The organism is Nocardiopsis xinjiangensis YIM 90004 (genome assembly GCF_000341145.1).
GTDB classification, from domain to species: Bacteria; Actinomycetota; Actinomycetes; order Streptosporangiales; family Streptosporangiaceae; genus Nocardiopsis; species Nocardiopsis xinjiangensis.
The window spans coordinates 1-23,849 of the sequence record NZ_ANBE01000018.1; the positions used below are offsets into that span (position 1 = coordinate 1).

23 protein-coding genes and 2 pseudogenes are annotated in these 23,849 nt (G+C 67.6%); 15 read left to right on the forward strand and 10 right to left on the reverse strand.

Features of this window, described 5'->3' with window-relative positions:
* Together D473_RS28090 and D473_RS28095 are read left to right on the forward strand one after the other, a co-directional pair.
* Positions 1 to 339 (forward strand): annotated as a pseudogene (locus D473_RS28090) (hypothetical protein); the annotation flags it as partial.
* Positions 312 to 761: a transposase gene (locus tag D473_RS28095; protein WP_241474757.1), complete on the forward strand. Its 450-nt coding sequence runs from the start codon at positions 312 to 314 to the stop codon at positions 759 to 761. The pseudogene D473_RS28090 and the gene D473_RS28095, both read left to right, overlap by 28 nt.
* Here the strand turns inward: D473_RS28095 and D473_RS0110485 are convergent.
* The 4 genes from D473_RS0110485 to D473_RS0110500 form a co-directional block, all read right to left on the reverse strand.
* Positions 703 to 1,353 (reverse strand): class II aldolase/adducin family protein, encoded by a 651-nt coding sequence (locus tag D473_RS0110485; protein WP_017609029.1) that lies wholly within the window; start codon positions 1,351 to 1,353, stop codon positions 703 to 705. The genes D473_RS28095 and D473_RS0110485 overlap by 59 nt on opposite strands.
* Positions 1,350 to 2,597, reverse strand: a complete 1,248-nt coding sequence (gene otnK / locus D473_RS0110490) for a 3-oxo-tetronate kinase (RefSeq protein ID WP_017609030.1) — start codon at positions 2,595 to 2,597, stop codon at positions 1,350 to 1,352. Before otnK ends, D473_RS0110485 begins: the two co-directional genes overlap by 4 nt.
* 85 nt (positions 2,598 to 2,682) lie before the next feature.
* Entirely contained in the window at positions 2,683 to 4,071 is a 1,389-nt protein-coding gene (locus tag D473_RS0110495; protein WP_017609031.1) for a GntP family permease, read from the reverse strand.
* Position 4,072: 1 nt separating this feature from the next.
* Positions 4,073 to 5,461: a hypothetical protein gene (locus D473_RS0110500; RefSeq protein ID WP_017609032.1), complete on the reverse strand. Its 1,389-nt coding sequence runs from the start codon at positions 5,459 to 5,461 to the stop codon at positions 4,073 to 4,075.
* A gap of 163 nt (positions 5,462 to 5,624) precedes the next feature.
* Here D473_RS0110500 and D473_RS0110505 point away from each other — a divergent pair, with 163 nt between their 5' ends.
* Positions 5,625 to 6,464, forward strand: a complete 840-nt coding sequence (locus D473_RS0110505; RefSeq protein ID WP_017609033.1) for a DeoR/GlpR family DNA-binding transcription regulator — start codon at positions 5,625 to 5,627, stop codon at positions 6,462 to 6,464.
* 153 nt (positions 6,465 to 6,617) lie between these two features.
* Positions 6,618 to 6,854 carry a hypothetical protein gene (locus tag D473_RS0110510; RefSeq protein ID WP_017609034.1) on the forward strand — a complete coding sequence of 79 codons (237 nt, stop codon included), beginning with the start codon at positions 6,618 to 6,620 and terminating at the stop codon, positions 6,852 to 6,854.
* Positions 6,855 to 7,482: 628 nt separating this feature from the next.
* On the opposite strand, the gene D473_RS0110525 is transcribed toward D473_RS0110510, so the two are convergent.
* Positions 7,483 to 8,151, reverse strand: a complete 669-nt coding sequence (locus D473_RS0110525) for a GntR family transcriptional regulator (protein ID WP_026126814.1) — start codon at positions 8,149 to 8,151, stop codon at positions 7,483 to 7,485.
* Positions 8,152 to 8,206: 55 nt separating this feature from the next.
* Between D473_RS0110525 and D473_RS28100 the strand changes: the two genes are divergently transcribed.
* Genes D473_RS28100 through madM form a run of 3 tightly spaced genes read left to right on the forward strand, consistent with a single transcriptional unit; the run spans position 8,207 to position 12,408 of the window.
* A complete protein-coding gene (locus D473_RS28100; RefSeq protein ID WP_241474758.1) occupies positions 8,207 to 11,215 on the forward strand; it encodes an AMP-binding protein in 3,009 nt (1,002 codons plus the stop codon).
* Between the two features lie 28 nt (positions 11,216 to 11,243).
* Positions 11,244 to 11,645 (forward strand): malonate transporter subunit MadL, encoded by a 402-nt coding sequence (madL, locus tag D473_RS0110535; protein ID WP_017609038.1) that lies wholly within the window; start codon positions 11,244 to 11,246, stop codon positions 11,643 to 11,645.
* A gap of 1 nt (position 11,646) precedes the next feature.
* Positions 11,647 to 12,408, forward strand: coding sequence for a malonate transporter subunit MadM (gene madM / locus D473_RS0110540; protein ID WP_017609039.1), 762 nt, complete (start codon positions 11,647 to 11,649; stop codon positions 12,406 to 12,408).
* A gap of 174 nt (positions 12,409 to 12,582) precedes the next feature.
* Here the strand turns inward: madM and D473_RS28105 are convergent, their stop codons facing one another.
* The gene (locus tag D473_RS28105; RefSeq protein WP_241474759.1) at positions 12,583 to 12,816 is read right to left on the reverse strand and encodes an aldo/keto reductase; all 234 of its coding nucleotides are present in this window, start codon (positions 12,814 to 12,816) and stop codon (positions 12,583 to 12,585) included.
* Between D473_RS28105 and D473_RS28110 the strand changes: the two genes are divergently transcribed.
* From D473_RS28110 to D473_RS28690, 4 genes and pseudogenes are all read left to right on the forward strand, one after another.
* On the forward strand, positions 12,781 to 13,014 hold the full coding sequence (locus tag D473_RS28110; protein ID WP_017609041.1) for an SbtR family transcriptional regulator: 234 nt from the start codon (positions 12,781 to 12,783) through the stop codon (positions 13,012 to 13,014). The genes D473_RS28105 and D473_RS28110 overlap by 36 nt on opposite strands.
* Before the next feature lie 951 nt (positions 13,015 to 13,965).
* Positions 13,966 to 14,625: an IS3 family transposase gene (locus tag D473_RS24655; RefSeq protein ID WP_017609042.1), complete on the forward strand. Its 660-nt coding sequence runs from the start codon at positions 13,966 to 13,968 to the stop codon at positions 14,623 to 14,625.
* Between the two features lie 44 nt (positions 14,626 to 14,669).
* Positions 14,670 to 14,864 (forward strand): hypothetical protein, encoded by a 195-nt coding sequence (locus D473_RS0110560; protein ID WP_017609043.1) that lies wholly within the window; start codon positions 14,670 to 14,672, stop codon positions 14,862 to 14,864.
* A 400-nt stretch (positions 14,865 to 15,264) separates the two neighbouring features.
* A pseudogene (locus D473_RS28690) lies at positions 15,265 to 15,576 on the forward strand (MFS transporter); the annotation flags it as partial.
* 141 nt (positions 15,577 to 15,717) lie between these two features.
* Here the strand turns inward: D473_RS28690 and D473_RS0110575 are convergent.
* A complete protein-coding gene (locus tag D473_RS0110575) occupies positions 15,718 to 16,662 on the reverse strand; it encodes a LacI family DNA-binding transcriptional regulator (RefSeq protein WP_017609046.1) in 945 nt (314 codons plus the stop codon).
* A gap of 244 nt (positions 16,663 to 16,906) precedes the next feature.
* Here D473_RS0110575 and D473_RS25670 point away from each other — a divergent pair, with 244 nt between their 5' ends.
* The 3 genes from D473_RS25670 to D473_RS0110590 all read left to right on the forward strand — a co-directional run bounded on the left by D473_RS25670 (position 16,907) and on the right by D473_RS0110590 (position 20,891).
* A complete protein-coding gene (locus D473_RS25670) occupies positions 16,907 to 17,758 on the forward strand; it encodes a family 1 glycosylhydrolase (protein WP_241474760.1) in 852 nt (283 codons plus the stop codon).
* A 5-nt stretch (positions 17,759 to 17,763) separates the two neighbouring features.
* Positions 17,764 to 18,102: a family 1 glycosylhydrolase gene (locus D473_RS28115; protein ID WP_241474761.1), complete on the forward strand. Its 339-nt coding sequence runs from the start codon at positions 17,764 to 17,766 to the stop codon at positions 18,100 to 18,102.
* A 320-nt stretch (positions 18,103 to 18,422) separates the two neighbouring features.
* A complete protein-coding gene (locus tag D473_RS0110590; protein WP_017609048.1) occupies positions 18,423 to 20,891 on the forward strand; it encodes a glycoside hydrolase family 2 TIM barrel-domain containing protein in 2,469 nt (822 codons plus the stop codon).
* A 158-nt stretch (positions 20,892 to 21,049) separates the two neighbouring features.
* Here the strand turns inward: D473_RS0110590 and D473_RS28400 are convergent, their stop codons facing one another.
* The 3 genes from D473_RS28400 to D473_RS0110605 form a co-directional block, all read right to left on the reverse strand.
* A complete protein-coding gene (locus D473_RS28400; RefSeq protein ID WP_017609049.1) occupies positions 21,050 to 21,238 on the reverse strand; it encodes a hypothetical protein in 189 nt (62 codons plus the stop codon).
* A gap of 233 nt (positions 21,239 to 21,471) precedes the next feature.
* A complete protein-coding gene (locus D473_RS28405; RefSeq protein WP_017609050.1) occupies positions 21,472 to 21,762 on the reverse strand; it encodes an AMP-binding protein in 291 nt (96 codons plus the stop codon).
* A gap of 185 nt (positions 21,763 to 21,947) precedes the next feature.
* Entirely contained in the window at positions 21,948 to 22,499 is a 552-nt protein-coding gene (locus tag D473_RS0110605) for a sugar O-acetyltransferase (protein ID WP_026126815.1), read from the reverse strand.
* 88 nt (positions 22,500 to 22,587) lie between these two features.
* Here D473_RS0110605 and D473_RS0110610 point away from each other — a divergent pair, with 88 nt between their 5' ends.
* Positions 22,588 to 23,532, forward strand: coding sequence for a LysR family transcriptional regulator (locus D473_RS0110610; protein ID WP_017609052.1), 945 nt, complete (start codon positions 22,588 to 22,590; stop codon positions 23,530 to 23,532).
* The last annotated feature ends 317 nt before the right edge of the window (positions 23,533 to 23,849 follow it).

Below are 23,849 nucleotides of genomic sequence, written 5' to 3' on the forward strand. Positions count from 1 at the left end.
TCCGTTCTGATCGAGCGCGAGGGGGTGTTCTACCCCCTGGCCACCTGCGAGGTGGACGAGGCCGAGCAGCACGAGCCGGACGGGTTCATCGGCGTGGATCTGGGCATCGCCAACATCGCCACGACCTCCACCGGCTCAGGGCATCCGCTCCCGGGGCCGTCCCGCCCGTCGCCCGCCACCACCCTCGAACGACGGCCTGCGGCCGCAGCCTCTTTCCGGCGCCCCAACGGGTCGCGCTCCATTCCTGGGCCTTCGCCCAGCTCGCCGGCTTCCTCCTCTACAAGGCCCGGCGGGCGGGTGTGCCCCTGGTCGTGGTCGACCCGGCCTACACCTCGCTGACGTGCGCCGAGTGCGAGCACGTCGATACGCGCAACCGTGTGGGCCAGGGGTTTTTTCTCTGCCGGGGGCGCGGGGTCGTTGCCCACGCCGACCGGAACGCTTCCCACGACCTCGCCGCCCGCGGCCAGAGTGTGTGGAACGCGGGGCGTGAGCCACGCGCCCCTGCCACCCCATGGATCAGGGGTGTCTGGACGGAAGAACCCACCCGGCAGCCGACTGGGCACTACTTCCGAGCCCGGTTTTCAGAGCCGGGTCGAGTCGACGACCAGGTTCCGGCGCCCACCGGGCAGGCTCTGGGCCGCGCCGGGCGCGCCCATGACGGTAGAGACCGTGCAGAGGCGCGGGCCCCGGCGAATCTTTGTCTCAGAACCCCCAAGGGGTTCCGTATTGATCGGTCAGCTCACGTACCTCCTCCGCAGTAAGAACGGAGAACTCGTGCCCCTGGAGCGACACCACCAACCGAGCGGCCTCCTCGATCTCGATCGCGCCCGCCAAGGCAGCGGCCGGGTCCCGGCCCGCCGCGAGCGAACCGTGGTTGGCCAACAGTGCTGCGCGGAACGTCCCGGGCAGTGCGGAGACGTTGTGCGCCAGCCGCGCACTGCCCGGCGCGGCATAGGGGACCAGGGGTACCTGGCCGACGCGCATCACGAGGTAGGGCGTGACCGGTGGCAGCGCGGACGTGTCCGACCAGGGGGGCAGGCACGAGGCCGCGGTCGCGTGGGGCGAGTGCAGGTGGACGACCGAACCGGCCTCCTCCACCCGCCCGTACAGCGCCAAGTGCAACGGGTACTCCTTCGAGGGAGGAGGACCGTCGAGATGTGTTCCGCCGGAGTCGAGGACCGACAGTACTTCGGGCTCCAGCTCTCCGAGGGAGATCCCGGTCGGGCTCATGAGAGTGAGGTCCGCGACGCGTACGGAGACGTTGCCGGAGGCCCCGGGACTGAGCCCGAGGTCCACGGCGCGGCGTCCAGCATCACAGAGGCGCAGCGCGGCCTCACGTGTCTCTGCGTTCACTGGGACCCTTCCCAAGCTCGGACGAAGAGGTCCTCTCCGCCGAAGTTGCCTGATTTCAGCATCAGATGGATATCACCGTCAGCTCGGTGGCCGCGGGTCCACGCGACCCCCGGATCGACCTCCCGGCCCAGGGTGAGCGCGCCGACGCCGAGGCGTTGCACGACCGCCCCGCTGGTCTCGCCGCCCGCGACCAGGAGTGCGCGGGTCCCGCCGGCCACCAGACGCTCGGCGACTGCCGCCAAGGCCTCCTCGATGACGGAGGCGTCCGCGGTCTCGGCCACGTCCTCCGGGGACGCCGTCGCGTACACAACGAAGGGTGAGGTGTCCGCGGAGAGTGCGGCCGAGACGATGGAGGAGACCGTCCCGTCGAAGTCCTCGCGCAGTTCCGCTGCGCGCAGGTGGTGCCCCGTGCCGACCGTGAGAGCGTGTTGGACCTGCCCCTGGGTCGCGCGGGACGCGCTGCCGGAGAGCACCACGTGCGGCCCCTCCGGCAGCGCCCAGGTGGCGTGGTCGGGCTCCCTCGGTCCGCGGAGCCCCTGTGCAAGGGCGCTGCCCCCGGTCAGTACACGGAGGGAGGCGGTCGCCTCGGCCAGGGTCCGCAGGTCCTCGTCGGTCAGGGCGTCGACCACGACGAACCGTGCGCCGGTCTCGCCGGCCCGGGTGATGGCACCGCGCACGGCCTCGACCCCCTGTCCGACCACCGGCCACGGCACGAGGGCGATGTCCTTCGCGCCGCCGCTGACCTGCGGGGCCAGTAGCCGCGGCAGGCTCGAGTCGTTCATGGGGGTGAGCGGATGGTGGCGCATGGCGGACTCGTCGAGCGGATCCTCCCCCACGAACAGGTGCCCGCGGTAGACCGTGCGCCCGTTGGTGGGGAACGCGGGAGCGACGACGGTGAGGTCCTCTCCGAGAGCATCCATCACCGCTTCGGACACCGGTCCGATGTTGCCTCGAGGGGTCGAGTCGAAGGTCGAACAGTACTTCACGTAGAACCGTTCGCACCCTTCCCGCTGCAGCCGTTCCAGGGCCCGCAGCGATACGTCGACAGCCCGGTCGACGGGCATGGTGCGTGATTTCAGTGCCACGACCACGGCGTCGGCCTCTTCGCGCAGGTCGCCCGCGGTCACCTCTCCCAGGTCCTCCATGCCGAGGACGACGGTGGTCCGGTAACCCGCGGAGGTGAGTGTGATCGCCAGGTCGGTGGCCCCCGTGAGATCGTCGGCGATGGCGCCGAGAACGGCCATGTGTGCTCCAGAGTGGTCGGATCGTTCGTGTGGATCGTGGGTCAGCGGCAAGGGCGTGGCAGGGACGCCGTCCGTCCCCTGCCGGTCAGAGGACGCCCGCCGCGATCATGATGTTGAGGACGGCGAAACCGGTCAGGCCGGAGATGGCCGAGGCGATACCGATCGAGCGCATACCCTGGCCCACCGTCATGTTCGACAGGGTCGTGGTGACCCAGAACCCCGACGAGTTCGCATGCTTCATGATCTGCGCTCCGGTGGCGCACGCCAGGTACACCACGAGTGGCTGGAGGTCGAGCGCCGGCAGGAGCGGCTGCATGATGGCGGCCGAGGTCATCACGCCCAGAATGTTGGACCCGGTGATCGTGCAGACGGCCGCAGCGATGAGGAACGGGATGATCACCGGGGAGAGCCCGGTGCTCTCGATGGTGCCGGCCACGTTCTCGGCGACCCCGGTCTCCCGGACGATGGTGGCCAGGGCCCCGCCCACACCGGTCAGTGCCATGGGCATGGCCGCGATACGCAGCCCTGACTCGAAGAGGTCGTTCAGCGTGGACTTGTCCCGCCACCGTCCGCGGAACAACGGAAGGGCCAGCAGGCAGGCCAGGAACAGCGCCAGGGTGGGTGTGCCGAGGAACAGCACGGTCTCGGTGAACCAGGAGCCCTCCGGCAGCACCGGTGCCGCCAACGAGGCGGTCACGATGAAGAAGATGGGAGCCAGGATCGGTGCGAGCGCGCCGATGAGCGAGACCCTCGGCTCCTCCGGTCCTTCTTCCGTGCCCGCCGGGCCGTCTCCACCGTCGCCGTCGCCGGTGCCGGTTTTCGAACCGTCGGCCATGTGTGCGACGAACTCCGGTTTGGGCTCGACGTGTGTCTTGAGGCGGGACAGGTAGAGGGTCGCGGCGAACACGCCGGGGACCCCGACGGCCAGGCCGTAGAGGATCGCCTCGCCCGTGCTCACACCCAGCAGCGACGCCGAGGCCAGCGGTCCGGGGCCCGGCGGGATGACCGAGGTCATCACGTAAGCGCCCAAGTAGAGGGCAGGGCCGAGCTTCATCATCGAGATGCCCGTGCGGTAGGCGAGGGCGGACACGATGGGGATGAGCATCACGACCGCGGTGTCCGCGATGAGGGGGATGCCGAGCACGGTGGAGGCGAGGGCGATCGCCCAGGGCACCTTGTTCTCCGAGAAGAGGCGCAGCGCGGTCTCGGTGATCTTCATGGCCGCACCGCTCAGCTCCAGCATCTTTCCGAGCACACAGCCGAAGATGATCAGGAGGCCGACGTCGGCCAGTGTGCTGCCGAACCCTTCCTTGACCAGTTCGACGGATGCGCTCCCGCCCATGCCCAGGACGAGCCCGAGCGTGATGACCACGATGAACAGCGTGGCCACGGGATGCACCTTGAACCGGGCGATGAAGAGCACGAGCAGGACGATGGCGCACAGGAACGCCAGGAGGGCGTAGAGGTCCGGCATGTCAACCCTTTCTCCGGTCCGTGGGGTTCCCGGTGCCCTCACGCCAGAGAGCGAGGAGTTCTTCGTCGGGATCGGACAGATCGTGCAGGCGCACCAGCTCGCCCGGGGCCACGTCGCGGGCCAGGGTCGTGTGGGCGGCCAGGTACAGCGGTGCGACGTCGTCGGGAGCGTCCTCGGCGTCCAACAGGACCGGGGCCAACCCGCTGACTTCGTGGTGGTGCCCGCCCATGTCCAGCACGGTGCCTTCCCGGAGCGGCTCCGAGGCACGGCCGGCCAGGACCGCGTGGGTGCGAGGTGGGCGTGACCCGACCGCGGAACGGTACGCGGCGGCCCTGAAGACACTCAGCGGGGTCTCCACGCCCATGAGGTGGTAGGGCAGGTACAGGCAGGCGTGGTTCCCCGAACGGGAGACCACGTGGCCCTTCTGCGCGAGGGTCTCCCAGGAGACACGGTCCCCGGTACGGACGACGACGAAGACCCCTCCGGCGAACGAGGCCTCCTCGGGCAGGCGCAGCACGGTGAAGACGTCCACGGTCCCGGAACGGGTGAGGATGCCGCCGTCGGTGGTCAGTGAGTAGACGTCGGCCAGCTCCGCGGTGCGCACGACCGGGTAGTGCATGGTCTCGACGTCCGGGGGCAGACCGGTCCAGTTCGCCACGACCGCCATCTCGCAGTGGTCGGCGGCGGCCGAACGCCGGATGCCGGAGACCGCGCGCTCCCGGGCCGCCAGTGTGGCCGGCACGTCCTCGCCGAGGGTGAGCACCTGCTCCAGTTCCGGGGCCGTGATCTGTTGGTCGAGATGGCGCACCCGACCGGTGTCGGGGTCGAAGACCAGGTCGTACTCACCGGACTTGCCGATCGCGACGACGTCCAGGCCCAGGAACTCGGCACGCTCGTACCACTCGACGAGGTTGGCCGGCTGGTCACCGAGTCCTGGTGTGTACACGACCCCGCGTTCCTCCGCAAGTGAGGCCAGGGCGACGCCGGCCACGGAGTCGACCTCTTTGGAGATCATCACGACGTGTCGTCCCGATTCGATGGCGGTCCTGGCGGCGGAGGTGCCCGCACGCGGGTTTCCGGTGGCTTCGACGAGCACGTCGAAGGGGCCCTGTTCCAGCAGGGCCGTCTCATGGATGATCCCGATCTCGTCGTGGCTCAGGGCAGCCAGATCGTCCGGACGCGAGCATGTCCTCAGCGACTCGGGCGGGTAGCCGAGTTCGGTGCACATCGCGATCGTGCCCTCGGTGTCCAGGTCGCACAGGACTGTCGGGCGCAGACCCGGCATATGCAGCGTCTGGGCGAGCAGAGTGCGCGCGAAACCGCCCCGCGCTCCCGTGAGTGCGTAACGCACGGGGGCCGATGGGGGCTTCGTGGTGTTGATGGCTTGCATGGTTCTCCCTCTCTCGCGCCGTGGGGCACACGTGTGCGTCGCATCACGGCAACGGCCCGCCCTGTTTAACAGCAGCTGAACATGAGAGTCAATAATTATCACGCTTGGGATCATTTGGTAACACTCGCTACCATGGATCCCCGAACGGGCGAGAAGGAGGACCATGATCCCGGCACAACGACGTGAACTCCTCTTGAGGGAGTTGCGCGGCACGAACGTGCTGAGTGTGAAAGATCTGTGCGACATCCTCGGGGTCTCGCACATGACGGTGCGGCGCGACATCATCACTCTGGAGGAGGAGGGCCGGGTCCGCTCGGTCCCCGGGGGGGTCGAACTCGCCACCCAGGTGCGCTCCGAGCCCTCCTACCGCGACAAGTCACGTGTGGCCCTGGACGAGAAACGTGCCATGGCCCGGACCGCGGCCGCTCTGGTGGAGGAGGGGCAGACCCTCTACCTGGACGCGGGTACGACCCTGGGGCAGCTCGTTCCCTGTTTGTGGGACGTTTCCGGGCTCACGGTCATCACCAACGACCTCACTACAGCCGCGTCGATGACCGATCACCCCGACGTGAACCTGTTCCTCGTAGGCGGGCAGATCGACCGGGAGAACCGCTCGGCGATCGGGGACATCGCGGCACAGACGATCTCGGAGTTCAACATCGACATCGCTTTCATGTCGACGAGTTCATGGGACCTGAACCGCGGGTCGACCACGCCCTCGCGCGGGAAGGTGGCGGTCAAACGCGCGGCCATGGCAGCCGCGTCCATGTCCTTGCTGGTGGCCGGCGCCGACAAGTACGGGACGTTCGGGACTTTCAAGGTCGCCGCCCTGGAGAGCTTCTCCCGGGTGATCACCGACGACCGGCTGCCGGAGGCGTCCGTGCGTGCGATCCGGGAACGCGGCGTCGACCTCGGGGTGGTGGAGACCCAGGGGAAGAACTACGAGGAAGATCCTGGGATCCAGGATCCGGGGGAGCGGCCTGTGCCCACGCGGACCGTCTGAACAACCACCTGTTCCATCGGCCCTCACGTACCCCGTGCCTTCGGGGGCGCGGAGGCCGAGGAACCCGCGGGTCTGACGCACAGCCGAGGACTGCCCAACGCTGTCGGCCTCCAGGCCCGATCCAACCCGGCGCCGGTCTGCGTTCGCGACCTGGTGGCGGACGGGTATGTCGGCCAGGTGGTGCTGTCGACCACGGTCGTCGGTACGGGAGGAACGTGGGGCGCCCGCCCCGATCCGCGCGGCCGGTACCTGCTCGACCCCGCCTCGGAATCGGCCGCGCACTCGGTGGCACACGCCTACCGGCGGTTCCGTGAGGATCTGCGTGCCGGCACATCGCTGGTATCGGATTTCGCGCACGGGCTCCTCCGCCATCGCAGCCTCGAGGGGTGAGAACACTCAGGGCGAGACAAGGACACCCCGACCCGTGACGATGAGCCCGACCGACCTGGGACAACCAACCACATAGAACGTCTCACAGAGATCGACAGCTTCCGTTCGACGGCCGAGCCGGGCCACCTCCGGGACACCGGAGGCTCAGCTGCGTACACAACGGGTGCCGACCGGCCTCCTCGAAGGTGATCCCCGGCAGGAACGGACGCCGCAACCACGCCACCTCGTGCGCTCGAGTCCCGTCCCAGGCAGACCGCCTGGCCGGTCGTACCCGTGTATTGGCGGGCCGCCCTTCTTGACGTCACCGGTCCCCTCCACGGCCAGAACCACGTTCTCGGTGCCCAGATGGTCGATGACGTAGCTGCGCAGGGCGCTGACCAGGGAGGTCTCATCCAGTACAGCCCGGTCGAGTAGGTGTTGGATCCGGTGAGGGAACCGGTGTCGGGTGTGCGGCGATCGGCAGCGCGACCTTGGGCCGGCCGGCCCCTGCTCCGACCTCTCCCTGATGACGGTCGTCTTTCTGCTGGTCACCGGCGCTATGGTGCTCCGGCGTTCCTGGCGGCCATGTGCTGCTGGGGCGCGCCCGACGGGCCGAGCAGAACTGAGGTGAACGAGGGCGCGCTGAAACCTATTCGGCCTCCTCGCGGAGTCTGGACCAGGTGTGGACCAGGTGGCTGAACTCGTGGATCTGGACCAGCACGTGCTCGCGGGCGGCGTTCTCGGCCGTCTCGGCCTCTCCGGCCTCGATGGCCTGGGCGATCATGCGGTGCTCTCTCAGTGAGCGTCGCATGCGGTCCGGCACGCGGAGCTGCAGGCGGCGGTAGGGCTGGAGCGCGCGCCGTAGTGAGTGGGTTTGCTGCTTGAGGTACTCGTTGCCGCAGGAGTCGTACACCACGCCGTGGAACCAGGCGTTGGCGTAGTAGTAGCCGTCGGAGTCGGCGGCCGTCGCGTGGCTTTCGCACTCCTCGAGTGCCTGGTGGAGCTGGGCCAGTGCCTCCTTGCCGATCCGCCGGGAGGAGAGCCGGGCCGCCATTCCCTCCAGTTCAGCCATCAGTTCGAAGCGTTCGGCCAGCTCTGTGATGCCCAGGGCGGTGACGTAGGTGCCCTGCTTTGGTCGGATCTGCACGAGTCCGGAGCGTTCCAAAGCTTGCAGCGCCTCCCGGACCGGCGTCCTGGAGCAGCCGAACTGCGCCTCCAGCTGGGCAGGATCCAGCCGCTGACCCGGGCGGTGCCGCCCGTCCACGATCGCATCCTCCAAGGCGTCCCGCACTCGATGGGACTCCGGTATCCGTGTCATCACACTTCCAGTTCCACGTTATTTGACTGACTGAAAACTATGGACTGAGTCACATATGACCAATATGCTCCATGTTATATACATCACGAGCGCTGATGTACTCAACGAAGGGCGGGGGATGAACCGCAACGAGGGATGGCTGCTGGCAGACCTGTTCAAGTTGCTGCGTCAGCGCCGCACAGGGAAACAGAGTCAGCAGCCGGTGCCGGAGGCGTTGGAGCAGCTGTTGGCCGCCTGCGAGGTGCTGATGAGTGACGTCGGGGAGGCCTCCGTGCGCGCCGTCGCCACCAGTGCGCTGAGCGCCTACCAACAGCTCACCGAAGAGGAGCAGCACACCTTCTTCCGCCACATGCTCGACGACTACGGAGTCGACGACGATGCACTGACCGCGGCCTACCACCACTGGGAACGGACCCGGGGCCATGCGGAGTTGGCCGAGCTCTTCACCGCCGTCGAACCCGCCCGGCAGCAGCTGCTGCGCCGGATGAACCACGCCCCCGACGCGACCCTGGCCCTGGTGAACATGCGCGCCGACCTGCGGCGTCTGCAGAAGCGTCACCCCCGTCTGCGCCCCTTGGACCAGGACTTCCACCATCTGCTGGTCTCCTGGTTCAACCGTGGGTTCCTGCGGATGGAGGAGATCACCTGGGACTCGCCCAAGGAGCTCCACCAGTACCTGCTGCAGTACGAGAAGGTCCACCCCATGAGCGGGCGCTCGCAGCTGCGGCGCCGGCTGCAGCCCAAGGACCGACGCTGCTACGCCTTCTTCCACCCCGCCACCGGTGAAGTGCCGCTGATCTTCGTGGAAGTCGCCCTGGTCAGAGGGGTCCCCTCCCATATGGGGCCGCTGTTGGAGCCCGGTCCCGCCGTGAACCCGGCCAAGGCCGACACCGCGGCACTCTACTCCATCAACAATTCTCTGGAAGGGCTGGCCGGTGTCTCCTTCGGCAGCTTCCTGATCAAACAGGTCATCGAGCAGGTGGAAGAGGAGCTTCCCCACCTGGAGAACTTCGTGACCCTCTCGCCGATCCCCGGGTTCCGCTCCTGGCTGGAGGCCGAAGCCGGCGCGAAGCAGCGAGTCGGTGACACCGCGCTGACCCGGCTCCGAACAGACCTGGAGCAGTTCAGCGGCCCGGAGGGAGCCGAGGAACTCGACGACGGGACCACCGAGGACATCCGCGCCCGGCTGCTGCCGGTGCTCGCTCGCTACGTCGCCGACGAGCGGGACGGCGACGGACGACCGGTCGACCCGGTGGCCCGCTTCCATCTGGGCAACGGAGCCACCGCCTGGCAGCTCCATTGGCCGGCCAACACTGCCGAATATGCCTGGAACCAGTCCTACGGCGCGATGATCAACTACCGCTACCAGCCCGACGTTCTGGAGGAACAGCACGAGGAATTCGTCCGACGTCGTTCCGTCGCGCTCGGCGATCAGCTCCGTGAGCTGCTCGCCGACGCCCGCGACGACACCGACCCAGACGCAGAACCGGACTCCACCCTCGCGAAAGGAACCGGACCCATGTCAGAGGAGTTCACGACCATCTACGGCTCCTTCGCCGCCCAAGCCGAGGCGAGACCGGACAAGCCCCTTTTCGAACTGCCGGGCGGAGACAGCATCACCTACGCCCGGACCCAGGACAGGGTCCACCAGATCGCCGCGAAGCTCACTGCCGGCGGCGTCACACCCGGAGACCGGGTCGCTATGCAGGTGGAGAAGTCCCCGGAGGCCATCAGCCTGTATCTGGCCACCCTGCAGATCGGCGGCGTCTTCTTGCCGCTGAACACTGCCTACACCGGCAAGGAGATGGACTACTTCATCGCCGACGCCTCACCACGTGTGCTGGTCTGCACGCCCGAGGCCGCCCAGGAGCACCAGCACCGTGAGGCCTCTGGAACGCTGGTCGAGACACTGGGCACAGACGGAGACGGCAGTCTGCTCAGCGAGGACGGCCGTCACACCGAGGTCTACGACGCCGGTGCGGAGGACCCGGCCGCGATCCTCTACACCTCCGGCACCACAGGCCGCTCCAAAGGTGCTGTGCTCACCCACCGGAACCTGGCTTCGAACTGCCAGGCGCTGCTGGAGACCTGGGAGTACACCTCCGAGGACAAGCTCATCCACGCCTTGCCGATCTTCCACATCCACGGACTCTTCGTGGCCGCGAACATGACGCTGGCGGCCGGGGCCTCCATGTACTACCTGCCGAAGTTCGACGCCGAGGCCGTCATCGACCTGCTGCCCCGGGCCACGGTGCTCATGGGCGTGCCGACCTTCTACACCCGGCTGATGAAGGACGAACGGCTCACCGCCGAATCCTGTGCTCGGATGAGGCTCTTCGTCTCCGGCTCCGCACCCCTGCTGGCCAGCGACCATGAAGCCTTCGAAACCCGGACCGGCCACGCGATCCTGGAGCGCTACGGCATGACCGAGACCGGGATGAACACCACCAACCCCTGTCGCGGCGGCCCGCGCCGGCCCGGCACCGTCGGCATGCCGCTGCCCGGGGTCGAGGTCCGGGTGGTCGACCGTGAGACTGCCCGCCAGGTTCCCCAGGGAGAGGCCGGGCTGGTGGAGGTCCGGGGCCCCAACGTCTTCTCCGGCTATTGGCAGATGCCGGAGAAGACGGCTTCCGAGTTCCGCGAGGACGGGTTCTTCATCACCGGCGATCTGGGACGCATCGACGAGAACGGCTACCTCTGCATCGTCGGGCGGGACAAGGACCTGGTGATCTCCGGGGGCTACAACGTCTACCCCAAGGAGATCGAGGAGCACATCGACGCCCATCCCGACGTCCTGGAGTCGGCCGTCATCGGGGTCGCGCACCCCGATCTCGGCGAGGCGGTGGTCGCCGTCGTCGTCCCCAAGGACCAAGGGTCCGAACAGGGGGCAGGGCAGCCGGAGGCCGAGGAGATCTCCTGCTTCATCGCCGATGACCTCGCGCGCTTCAAACAGCCCCGTGCTGTGCGGCTCGTCGACGCGCTGCCGCGCAACGTCATGGGCAAGGTCCAGAAGGCCGAGCTCCGCAAGCAGTTCGCAGACCTGTTCACCACAGCGGGCCAGTGACCGGTAAGGCAACGGTCAGGAGAAGACGATGATTCTATACGGAGTAGCAGCATTAGCGTTCTGCCTGCTCGTCGGCATGTTCGTCGGAGATGTTCTTGGAGTCCTGGTCGGCGTCGACGCCAATGTCGGTGGCGTCGGATTCGCGATGATCATGTTGGTGCTGGCCACCGACTGGCTTCGCAAGAGGGACCTGTTCCCCAAACCCACTGAGCAGGGTGTGTTGTTCTGGAGTTCGCTGTACATCCCGATCGTGATTGCCATGGCCTCCACACAGAATGTGGCCGAAGCCGTCACGGGGGGCCCTATGGCGTTCCTCGCCGGATTGAGTGCCCTGCTGGTGGGTGCGGCGTTGGTTCCGGTGCTCTCACGGATCGGCGGCCGATCCGAGCCGCTGCCGGAGATGGCTGAAGAAGAGAAGCGGGAGGCTTGAGATGGATCTGATCAGCTCATTACTCGAGCGAAACGATCTGCTCTTCGCCTTTGTGGTCATCGCGGCGATGATGCTGGTCTCGGGCTGGCTGTCGAAGACGCTGACCCGCGGCCGACTCCAGGGTTCGGCCGTCGCCATCGTCCTTGGCCTGGTCTTGGCCTATTTCGGTGGTGTCCAGACCGGGGGAGAGGACGGACTGGCCGACATCGCCGTCTTCAGCGGACTGGGACTGATGGGCGGGGCGATGCTGCGGGATTTCGCCATCGTTGCCACCGCCTACGGGGTCGACCTCCAGGAGATCAAGAAGTCGGGTGTGGCCGGTGTGCTCTCCCTGTTCTTGGGAGTCTCCCTCTCCTTCCTGGTCGGAGCCCTCGTCGCGGCCGCTTTCGGCTACACCGACCCGGAGTCACTGGCCACCATCGGCGCCGGCGCTGCCACCTACATCGTCGGACCGGTCACCGGGACCGCTGTGGGTGCCAGTACTGAGGTCATCGCCCTGTCTGTGGCGGCCGGCCTGGTCAAGTCCGTGGTGGTGATGGTCGGTACCCCGCTGATCGCCCGGTTCATCGGCCTGAACAACCCCAAGGCCGCCATGGCCTACGGAGGAGTGATGGGCACGACGTCGGGCGTGGCCGGCGGACTTGCGGCCACCGACAAACGACTGGTCCCCTACGGGGCGATGACGGCCACCTTCTACACCGGGCTGGGCTGCCTGCTGTGCCCGTCAGTGTTCTACTTCGGCCTGTATGCCCTGCTGGGGTAGCAGCCGGTAGATGCTCGAGACCGAGCAGGGGAACAGAGGCTGCGGGCTCTGACCCCGGTCGGACGCGAGCGCTTGTTCTCCACGGGCCCCGGACACAGCAAAGGCCAGAGCCGAAGGCTCTGGCCTGAGGCATGTCCGGGGCCGGTTTCTCGGACGGAAGCCGACCCCGGACGTTCAGCGGCGTCGCAGTGACGGGTCCAGGAGCGCGGGCGGGGTGTCGTTCTTCTCGTGTGCTGCCAGGTCGGTGCCGGGAGCGACGATGGAGTCGATCGCGTCGAGCACGTCGGTGGTGAGCACGGTCTCTGCTGCGGCCAGCTGCGCGTTCAGGTGGTCCGGCGCGCGGGGACCGATGAGCGCGCTGGTCACGCCCGGGTGGGAGGTCACGAACCCGAGAGCGAGCTGGATCATGCTCAATCCGGCCTCGTCGGCGACCGCGGCCAGCTCCTCGACGCCGCGTCCCGGGCCGGCGAGATCCGCTCCGGCATCGAGGCCTACGAGCTCATGCGCGGGGTCGGCAACATCTGCATCGGCGCGGAGGAGGACCCCCGGTACGACGCACGCCGAGTGGTCGGTCTCCTCCTCGCAGGGCTGCGCCGACCGGACTGACGTCGTCGGATCCCGCGGGCGCGGAACTATCCGCGGGCCGTTCCTCAGCGGCATCGGGTGGGTCCGGCGAGGGGGAGAGCCGGTCCCCGGCGTTCCAGCCCAGGGAAGCCGATACGAGGACGGTTGCCGCAGCGGCCGCGTAGAGAGGCATGCGGCGCTTACGGCGGGGTACGGCCTTCCCCCGCGTGGAGGTGTCCTGGCTCGCTTCGACCTGCCAGGTGCGGTCCAGCATGCGTGTGAGAACTTGTGTGCTGTCGCCGTTCAGGAACGCGGGAAGGCAGGTGCCGCTGACGCGGCGGACCATGCGCACTTCGCGTGCGAAGCGCTCCCGGAAATCGGGATCGGTAGCGTGGTCGGCACGGACGAGTTTGACCACCAGTGGGCGGTCGGCGCGGTCAACCGCCGCATGGACCACTCCCATGCCTCCGGCCCCAGGCGGTCGATGATCCGGTACGGACCCAGGTACGTAGGATCATCGCGGGGCGCGAGGGAGGACACCAGGAGACGGAACGGTCATGTCTGTGGAAGGCACAGGGACAAACCTCAGGGCTGGTGGGGGCCGAACGTCAGGGGCGAACGCTGCCGTTGCGGGGCGGGCACGGAATTACGGTGTCGTACCGGTATAAGCAAGGGCACGCCAGCTCCCTGGTGGCAAACTTCAGAACAGAGTTTCAGGGAGTTCGCCGTTTCCGTCCTCCGAGCCGTCCTCGATCGGCAGTCCGTTTGCAAGTCGTTTGCGCCATCCCTTTGGGGGAGGCCAAGGAACCCCCCACGCGGCCAATTGGTCCCGGGTCCAACCGCCGTCGGGTGTACGGGCTGCGTCGATCTCTTCAGGAGTAGGCATCTCTAGGGATAGTAGCCGTGAAGCCCTGGTGTGGCGAAGGCTCTGATATGTGCCGGGGCCGCCCCCCGTCACTTGCGTGACCGGGCCGCTGGTTCGTACCGGGTCTGATGGAGGCCGCCGGGCTGTGCGGCATCACCCGGGCCAAGTCCCCGCGCACCACCATCCCGGTTGCGACGTCCGACGAGCGCCCGGACCTGGTCGAGCGCGCCTTCACTGCCACTGAGCCCAACCAGTTGTGGGTCGCCGATATCACCTACGTGCGCACCGCGGCCGGGTGGGTCTACGCCGCGTTCGTCATCGACGTGTCCTCCCGCCGGGTGGTGGGCTGGCAGGTCTCCAAGTCGCTGCGCACCGACCTGGCCCTGGACGCGTTGGAGATGGGCCTGTGGGCCCGCCGGCACCGGGGCCACAGCGTCGATGGGCTCGTCCACCACAGCGACCGCGGCGTGCAGTACGTCGCGGTGCGCTACACCCAGCGCCTGGCCGAGGCCGGGGCCCTCGCCTCGGTCGGGTCCACCGGCGATTCCTACGACAACGCACTGGCCGAGGCGTTCAACTCGCTGTTCAAGGCCGAGTTGGTCCGCAACAAGGGTCCCTGGAAGGGCATCGAGGACCTCGAGATCGCTGTGGCCGAGTACGTGGACTGGTTCAACCACCGCCGCTTGCACGGAGAGATCGGCCTGGTCCCGCCGTCGGAGTTCGAAGACGACTTCTACCAGCACAATCCGGCATCGGCACCTGTCGATGCGTTGGTTCCGAGTCTCTAAAAACTCCGGTACGAAACAATTGCCGCGGTTGGTAGAGTGCGGGCATGAACACGAAGGCGTTCGGTACTCTTGCCGCCTGCATTGCTGGTCTCGCGGTTCTGCTGTGCGGACTGTCGGTAGCGATGGAACTGCCGATGCCGGTTGAGATCGTGATGATCGTCGGAGCCCTCCTGTTGCTGGCATCCGTGGGGGCGCTCATCGGCGCTGCTGTCGCCGCGCAGAAGAAGCCGAATGCTTAGGACGACTGGGACAGCCGCCGTGTGACCCGCGGCGCTTGCGGGCGTTCATCCCCTCTAGAACCCGTACACGATGCGTTTCGCTATCCACGGGCGGTACGGGAATCCGCCGGGCGAGGGCCTCCCCCTGCCCCTTATGGGCGCACGCATGAGCCGCCCGCATCACAAGGCCCCGTCTCTGGACTCTGCACGCCGCAGGGCTGGAGGCGGGGCCTTGTGGCGTCTCTGCGGCCTGTTGCGCTCCAGGCACTCCACAAGCGTCCGCCTCGCCGCCTCGTCGTCCGCGAGCGCTCGCCGGCTAGGGCATGTCTGACAAATGTGCGGTCCAGGCGATCACCGCGATCAGCGGCCCTCCCGCCTCCCGCGTACCTAACCTCTCAGGTCAGTACACCTAGTCCTGGCGATCATCGGCTACGCGATTGTCTACCTCTTTCCGCGCGTACCCGCGGCCGTCATCGGTGGCACTCTGATGGGCAGCATGGCGAGCATCATCACCATGCTCGTGGGCTACTTCGTCATCCAGACGATGGTCTACAACGAGTGGAAGACCGGTAAACGGATCGAGGCGGCTGCCAACTCGGTGGTGGGCTTCTGCGGGAAGCTCGGAGCCGGCCTGGCTTCCGCCCTCGTCGGAGCCGTCATGAGCCTGGCGGCGTATGACGGGACGGCGCGGACCCAGTCACCTGGGACCGAGAGCGTGATCATCGCCCTGTACTCCGTCGTCCCTCTGCCTCGCCATGCTCGTATTGACCTTCTTCTACACCCTCGACAAGCACACGGGGAAGCTCCAAGGCGACCTGATGGCGGGCGTCCATGCCGACACCAGCGATCTGAAGCTGTGAGTACCGGGGCGATATCAGGTGGTCCGGCGGGCGACGACGTGTGGTTCCACCGGCGGGCGCGCCGGACCCTCGGTCGACAGGCCCAGGCCGGCGAGGAGCGAGTCCAGCGAGGCCCGGGCGGCGGCGTCGACGTCCACACTGAGGGTCGTGAGACCCACGGCCTCCGAGAGCTGCGTCCCGTCCATGCCGATGATCGCGATCGCGTCGGGCACCTCACGCCGGCGTTCGGCCGCCGCGTGCATGAGGGCGACAGCGATGTCGTCGTTGTAGCACGCGGCGCCGGTGCCGGGCTCGAGTGCGTCGACGACGTCGAGCACGTCGGCGTGTGCCAGCCTCGGTTTGAGGACGACGGGTTCCGGAAGGCCGTTTTCCTGGCACACCTCGCGTACGCCGACCTCTCGAAGGTGGCCGAACGGGTCGTACCGCTCGTCGTCGATGTGGACGAAGGCGAGGCGTCGGAAGCCGCGTTCGATGAGGTGCTCGGCCTGGGCGCGGCCCACGCGCTGATCGAACCCGTCGTCGTAGTCGGCTGGGCTCACCACGGCGGTGCTGTGCCGTTCGAGCAGGGCCCGCTCGTCGTCGCCGAACGGCGTGAGCGAGAGCATCGCGCGCGGCCGGAGCGTGGTGACGAGGCGTTCGAGGGGGGCCACGGCCCGCGTCGACAGGCGCAGGACGAGCGTGATGCCGTGCTTGGCGAGTTCCTCGGTCGTGCGCTCGAGGACCTGCTGCAGATTCATGCTCAGCGTGGTGTAGGGCAGTAGCGCGACCACGATGTCACTCGTCCCCGTGGCGAGCGCGCGGCCCGCGACGGAGGGTCGGTAGGCGAGCTCCTCGGCGGCCTGGAGCACGCGTTCGCGAGTGGCCTTGGAGAAGCGCCGGCCGTGTCCGTTGAGGATCTGGCTCACGGTCGCCCGGCTGACGCCCGCGGCCCTGGCGACGTCCTCGCTCTTGGTGACCACGCCGTCTTCCCTGCTCTCGAGTTGTGTCCCACTGAGAAGTGACACGTGTTATCAGCCGAATCCGAGCCAATGGTAACGCACGTTACCTCACGCCCGCTCGGTCGAATCCAACACCGCAGGGCCGTCGGCCCGCGCAGTGCCTCCCTTCGTCTTGCTGGGTCTCGGGCGCCTGTGAGTGACTTAGTAACGCGCATTAACAGCTGCGGTGTCCGTGTCGGTGTGGCACCTGAGAAGGAGCACGAGTATGAACTTCCCCGACGGCTTCCTCTGGGGCGCGGCGACCGCACCGCACCAAGTGGAGTGCAACAACGTCAACAGTGACTGGTGGGCTCACGAACAGGGCGTCACCGGCATGGAGCGCAGCGGTGACGCGGGGGACAGCTATCACCGCTACCCCGAGGACATGCGGCTGGTGGCCGAAGCCGGGCTGAACTGCTACCGGTTCGGCATCGAGTGGGCCCGCATCGAACCCAGCCCGGGGCACGTGTCACACGCCGCGTTGGCCAACTACCGGCGCATGATCGACACCGCGATCGACCTCGGCCTCACTCCGGTCGTCACGCTGCACCACTTCACCAGTCCTCGCTGGTTCTCCGAAGCCGAAGGATGGCTCGCCGAGGACGAGATGGAGCGGTTCGCCGCCTATGCGCGCGCCGCGGCCACCATCCTGGAGGACGTTCCCTGGATCTGCACGATCAACGAGCCCAACATCCTCGGCCTGATGGTCGCCATGGGCAAGCAGACGGAAACGGATCTGTCCGAGGAATGGGCCAGTCCCACCGTCGAGGACGAACGGCGCTCGGCTCTGCCCGCGCCGGATCCCCAGGTGGGGCGGAGGCTGGTCGAGGCCCACCAAGCCGTCCGCGACGTCCTGAAACAGAACACCGACGCCCGCGTCGGGTGGACGGTGGCGAACAACGCGTTCACCGCGACACCCGGCAACGAGGACAGGCTGCGCGAGGAGCGCTGCGTCCGTGAGGACCTCTACCTGGAGGCCGCGCGCGAGGACGACTTCATCGGGGTGCAGTCCTATTCCAGCCAGGTCGTCGACGAGAACGGGATCGTCCCGCACCCCCGAGCCCGGACAACACGCTGACCGGTGTGCCGTATCGGCCGGACGCCCTCGGACTCGCGGTGCGCCACACCTGGGAAGTGACCGGAGGTGTGCCGGTCATCGTCACGGAGAACGGAATCGCCACCGCGGACGACACCCGGCGTATCGCCTACACGCGTGAGGCTCTGGGGCACCTGTCCTCTGCCATGGCCGACGGGATCGATGTCCGTGGGTACCTGCACTGGAGCCTGCTGGACAACTTCGAGTGGGGCCACTGGAAACCCACCTTTGGCCCGATCGCGGTGGACCGTGCGACCTTCGGGCGCCATCCCAAACCGAGCCTGGCGTGGTTGGGGAAGACCGCGCGTGCGGGAGCGCCGGCCTGACGAGCGGTCCGTGATCACGGCTCGTCGCGGGCCGCCGTGATGGGCGGCCTCAACGGATCCCGAACGGGCGGGGTGGTCATCGACAACCTCCACCAGGTTAGTTTCTCCACCGGCGCCGTCTACGACATCAGCGGCGGCCGAGCGACCTACTGACCAGGTGACCGGGCCCGAACGGCAGGCCCGGATTCCGGTGTCCGCACTACTCGATTGACGCGCGTTACGTGATGTGATGTCGTTAGTAACGCGCGTTACTTTGATTGAGGAAGGATCTGCGATGACACACGTATCCGGCGGAGGCCGTTCCTGGAAGGGTGAACCAGATGGGGTATGAGGACTTCAACCGCGGCTGGAGCTTCCGTCCCAAGGTCACGGCGTTCCAGGAGCTTGGCGGTACCGCCGGCAGCCAGTGGCAGGAGGTCACCCTGCCCCACGACGCCCTCATCGCCGCGGCCCGGCGCCCCGACACTCCACGTGGGGAGACGACCGCCTACTTTCCGGGAGGCGCGTTCGAGTACCGCAAGACGTTCGCCGTCCCCGGCGAGGACCGCGGCAAGCGGATCCTGCTGGAGTTCGACGGCGTCTACCGCGATGCCATGGTGTACGTGAACGGACACCTGGCCGGACAGCACGCCTTCGGGTACTCCCGGTTCACCGTGCGGGTCGATCCCTATCTGGACTTCGGCGCCGACAACGAGGTACGTGTCGCCTGCCGCGCCCACCTCGACAGTCGCTGGTACTCGGGGGCGGGCATCCACCGCGACGTGCGCCTGGTGGTGAAGAATTCCCTGCACATCGCGCACGACGGCGTCACGGTCACCACCCCTGACGTGGACGACCAGCGTGCCGTCGTCGAGGTCGCCGCGCGGGTGGCCAACACCGGCGCGGTCACGACCACGGCGCGGGTCACCGCCGTGATCATCGACGGCGAGGGCCGAGAGGTGGCCACCTCCACCTCACCGGTCACGCTGCTGCCCTCTGATGAAGGGATCGTCCGCCGCCGCCTGTTCGTGCCCCACCCCGCGCGGTGGAGCGTCGAGTCCCCGCATCTGTACGAGGTGCGTCTGCGTCTGGACGAAGACGGGGAGACCGTCGACGAGGAAGCGGTGACCTTCGGTATCCGTACACTCCAGCTCGATCCCGGGAGGGGCCTGCGGATCAACGGGGAGCCGGTCAAGCTTCGCGGAGCGTGTATCCACTCCGACAACGGTCCTCTGGGCGCGGCCGCGGTCGGAGCGGCGGAGGTACGACGCATCGCCCTGTTGAAGGAGGCCGGGTTCAACGCCGTCCGCATCTCCCACAACCCGGCCGGCAGCGCGCTGCTCGACGCCTGTGACCGGCTGGGCATGCTGGTGATGGACGAGACCTTCGACATGTGGACGTCGGGTAAGTCCGACTTCGACTACGCCTCCGACTTCGCCCAGTGGTGGGAACGAGATGTCGAGGCCCTGGTGGCCAAGGACTTCAACCACCCCAGCGTCGTGTTCTACTCCATCGGCAACGAAATCCCCGAGACCGGCACCGGTGTCGGCGCGGCCTGGGGCCGACGCCTCGCGGAGAAGGTCCGGTCTTTGGACCCGACACGGTTCGTCACCAACGGCATCAACAATTTCGTCTCCCTGTTGGACACCGTCCTGCCCGAAATGCAGCGGCAGAGCCAGGCGCGCGAGGAGGAACAGGAGCAGGCCGCCGCAGGCGGGGTGAACACCATGATGGCCGGGTTCGGACAGATGATGGGACAGATCCAGGCCTCCGAACACGCCACACGGCGAACCGAGGAGTCCTACGCCGTCCTGGACGTGGCGGGCATGAACTACGGGGACGCCCGCTACACCTTGGACCGGCAGCTCTTCCCCGACCGCGTCATCATCGGAACCGAGACGTGGCCATCACAGATCGACGCCAACTGGGAACTCGTCAAGGCCAACGACCACGTACTCGGCGACTTCACCTGGACCGGTTGGGACTACCTCGGCGAGACCGGCGTCGGCCTGGTCAGATACGAGGAGGACAGCGGAACCTCCGCCGACGTCGCCTTCTCCGCGGGCTATCCCGCGCTGACGGCTTGGTGCGGTGACATCGACATCACAGGTCGGCGGCGTCCGATGTCCTTCTACCGGGAGACCGTCTTCGGTCTGCGCACCGAGCCCTACATCGCGGTACAGGACCCCGCTCGCAACGGCAGGGCGGTCAAGGTCGCCACTCCGTGGGCCTGGAACGACGTGACCGACAGCTGGACCTGGCCCGGATGTGAGGGCAGACCCGTACATGTCGAGGTCTACAGCGACGCCGAGGAGGTCGAACTCCTCCTGGACGGCACCGTGATCGGCCGCGCCCCGGTCGGCGGGACCAAGAGCCATCAGGCCGACTTCGAGCTTATCTACCAGCCGGGGGAGCTTATCGCCGTTTCCTACTCCGGCGGCGAGGAGACCGGTAGGTCACGCCTCGTCACGGCCGGGGACGCTCTTCACCTGCGGGCCCGAGCCGAGAGGACCCGGCTGGACGCCGACACCAGGGACCTGGCCTTCATCGCCCTGGAGCTCACCGACGCCGATGGCGTCGTCCGCGCTGACGTCGAACGCACGGTCTCGGTCACCGTGGACGGCGCGGGAGTACTCCAGGCCCTGGCCAGCGCCAACCCCGTTACCGAGGAGGGGTTCACCGACGGCAAGCATCTGACCTTCGGTGGACGCGCGCTGGCCATCGTCCGACCGACCGGCACCGGGTCGATCACGGTCACGGCGCTGTGTGAGGGCTGCGAGCCGACGACGGTCGCACTGACCGCTCGCTGATCCATCCCGGCCGCTGGACGTCGCTGCGGAGAGGACAGCCCTGGGCTCTCCTGGTGGGGTAATGGGCCCATGAGCCCATCACCCCACACAGCACGGTCATCCGCCACATGACGACGCGTACCAACACCATCCGGACCGTTACTGGACTCGTCGAGGTGTCAGCGCCGGTGCGGTGCGGTCAGGGCTTCGTGGGTCGCTTCCAGGATCTTCTCCGACAGTTCCGTGCCCGCCGTGGCCCGGGCGAGCAGGATCGCGCCGACCAGAGCGGCCACCACGGGAAGGCCGTCGTCGGCGTCGGTGGACAGCCGGTGTCCGGCGACGTTGATGACGTCGTCGGTACGGCCCATGACGAAGACATAGCCGTCTTCGTCGATGTGGCCGGGGTAGGCGGACAGGTAGGAGGCGACGTAGCGGTCGTCGTCCTTCCAGAGAGTGGGGAGTGCGCCGGGGGCAGGGGGAGCCTCACGACGATCGCACCGTCGACGCCCGCGGGCTCCTGCTCGCCCGATGAGTCGAGGCGCTCGCCGGCGAGGAAGAGATAGCGCAGGTGGGAAAGGTCGTAGCCGGCGGTGAGCGCCCCCTACGGGTCCTCCTTCCTGATCGCCCGGAAGGCGGTGGGCGCCGTGAACACGGTCTTGATCCGGTACTCGGCGGCGACGCGCCAGAACCGGCCCGCGTCCGGTGCGCCGACCGGTTTGCCCTCGTACAGGACCGTCGTCGCGCCGACCAGCAGGGGCGCGTAGACGATGCGGGAGTGCCCGACGACCCAGCCGACGTCGGAGCCGGTGAACATCGTCTCGCCCGGCCCTACGTCGTACACGGCGCCCATCGACCAGTGCAGGGCGACCGCGTAGCCGCCGCAGTCACGCACGACCCCCTTGGGCTTTCCGGTCGTTCCGGACGTGTAGAGGATGTAGACCTAGGGCTTCCGTGGTCCTGAGCTGCTGGGCAGCAGGGCACGTAGCGCTCCCACCGCTCGTCCGACAGTCGGACATGTCGAGGCACAGCGGATAGGGGACGCTGCTCGCCCCGGGCCGACGGTCCGGGGCGAGCAGCTCAGTCGATGCTCTTGACCATCCGGGCGGGCACGCCCGCGGCCAGCGTGCGTGCGGGCACGTCCCGGGTGACGACTGCCCCGGAGGCCACCACAGAGCCTGCACCGATGGTCACGCCCTGGGTGACCACGGCGGCCGCACCGATCCAGACGTCGTCCTCGATCACGATCGGGGCGCTGGTGACGTACTCGCGCCGCTCGGCCAGCGGCAGCGGGTGCCCACCGGTGATGAGGCTGACCCGTGAAGCGATCATGACGTTGTCGCCGATGGTGATGCCACCGTTGTCCATGAAGGTGCAGCCCTGGTTGACGAAGACGTTCTTGCCGAACTTTGTGCCCAGGCCGTACTCGGTGAAGAAGGGCGGGTAAATCGTCACTGACTCCGGCAACGGGCCACCAAAGACAACCGAGAGTAGTTCCGCACGGGCCTCGGTGTCGCTGAACGGCAGCACGTTCAGCCGTGAGGTCGCGTCAGTGACCTGAGCAATCCTCTCCGCATAGCGCGCGAACTCAGGCGTTCGGACGTAAATGACCTGCTCTGTGCGGGTAGACATGCTCCTGATCCCAGCAGCACGACAGAGCCCCGTCAAACAACCCGACACCCCCAGATACAACCACTGGTTGTGCCTGTAGAGTCGTGGTGTGGACAGCGAAGCGGTACGGACCTTCGCGGCTATCGCCGAGGCCGGGCAGTTCCAGGCCGCGGCCGACGAACTCGGGATCAGCCAGCAGGCGGTCTCCAAACGGATCGTGACCCTGGAGAAGAGCCTTGGAGTCTCGCTCCTGGTGCGCACCTCCCGCGGATCACGGCTGAGCCTGGACGGGCAGGTCTTCCTCCCGCACGCCAAGAAGGTTCTGGCAGCGCTCGAGGAGGCGGAGCAGGCCGTGCGCCCCGGCAGCCGGCCCTTGCGCGTGGACGTCCTTAACCGGCGTATCGCCCCGGCCCAGGCCGTCCACCGCTTCTACCGCTCGCGCCCCGACACGGCTCTGGACGTGGTCACGCTCGGCGAGGAGAACGCTGCTCAGGTGGCCTGGGCCGTGCTCGAAGGAAGCATCGATGCCTCCTTCCGGGCCCTGCCGGCAGACCAGGTCCCTGCGGGGATCAGAGCCGAACGGCTCCTGGACGTTCCTCTGCAGCTCCTGCTCGGCCCCGCCCATCCGCTGGCGGCAAAGGACCAGGTCCGGCCCTCTGACCTCGTCGGTCACCGCATCTGGATCCCCGGTATCAGGCCGGGCACGGAGTGGGAGCAGTTCTACCGGTCGCTCTCGCAGGACTTCGGGCTGAGTATCGACGCCCTTGGCCCCAATTTCGGGGACGAGGCCCTCATGGACGCACTGGCTGGGTCGGCCTCTCTGGCGACCCTGGTCGGCACCGACGACCGGTACCTGTGGCCCGACGGCTACGGCCTGCGACACATCCCTTTGCGAGAACCGACACCGATCTACCCGCATCTGCTGCTCACGCGTGCCGACCACCGGCATCCCGTGCTGACCGACCTGCGCAACTACCTGCGAGCCTCACAACCGCAGGTCGCCGACGAGGTGTGGGTCCCCAACTGGGTGAGTCCTGACCGGACGCCGATGTAGCAGACACGTCCTAGTTGACCGGCCGCGATGAGCACCGACAGGTGCTGTTTACCGCTGTCGTATATGAGAGGAGCGACGGGTTGCTGTGAGCACGGCGCCGAGGACCATGGCGGTTGCGAGGGCGCCGAGAGCCACGGAAGTAAGGACAGCAGCCTCGGTCGAGGCAGATGCTTTTGGGTCGGCGACCAGCGCTGCGAGGACTACGCCAAGCCCCGCCGCCACCGTGATGACTGTCTTTGTCACACCAGAGGCCTCTCCTGCTCACTTTGGGTCGACCATCCCCTGTGTAGCGACCAACGTGAGCGCGTTCGCGACCC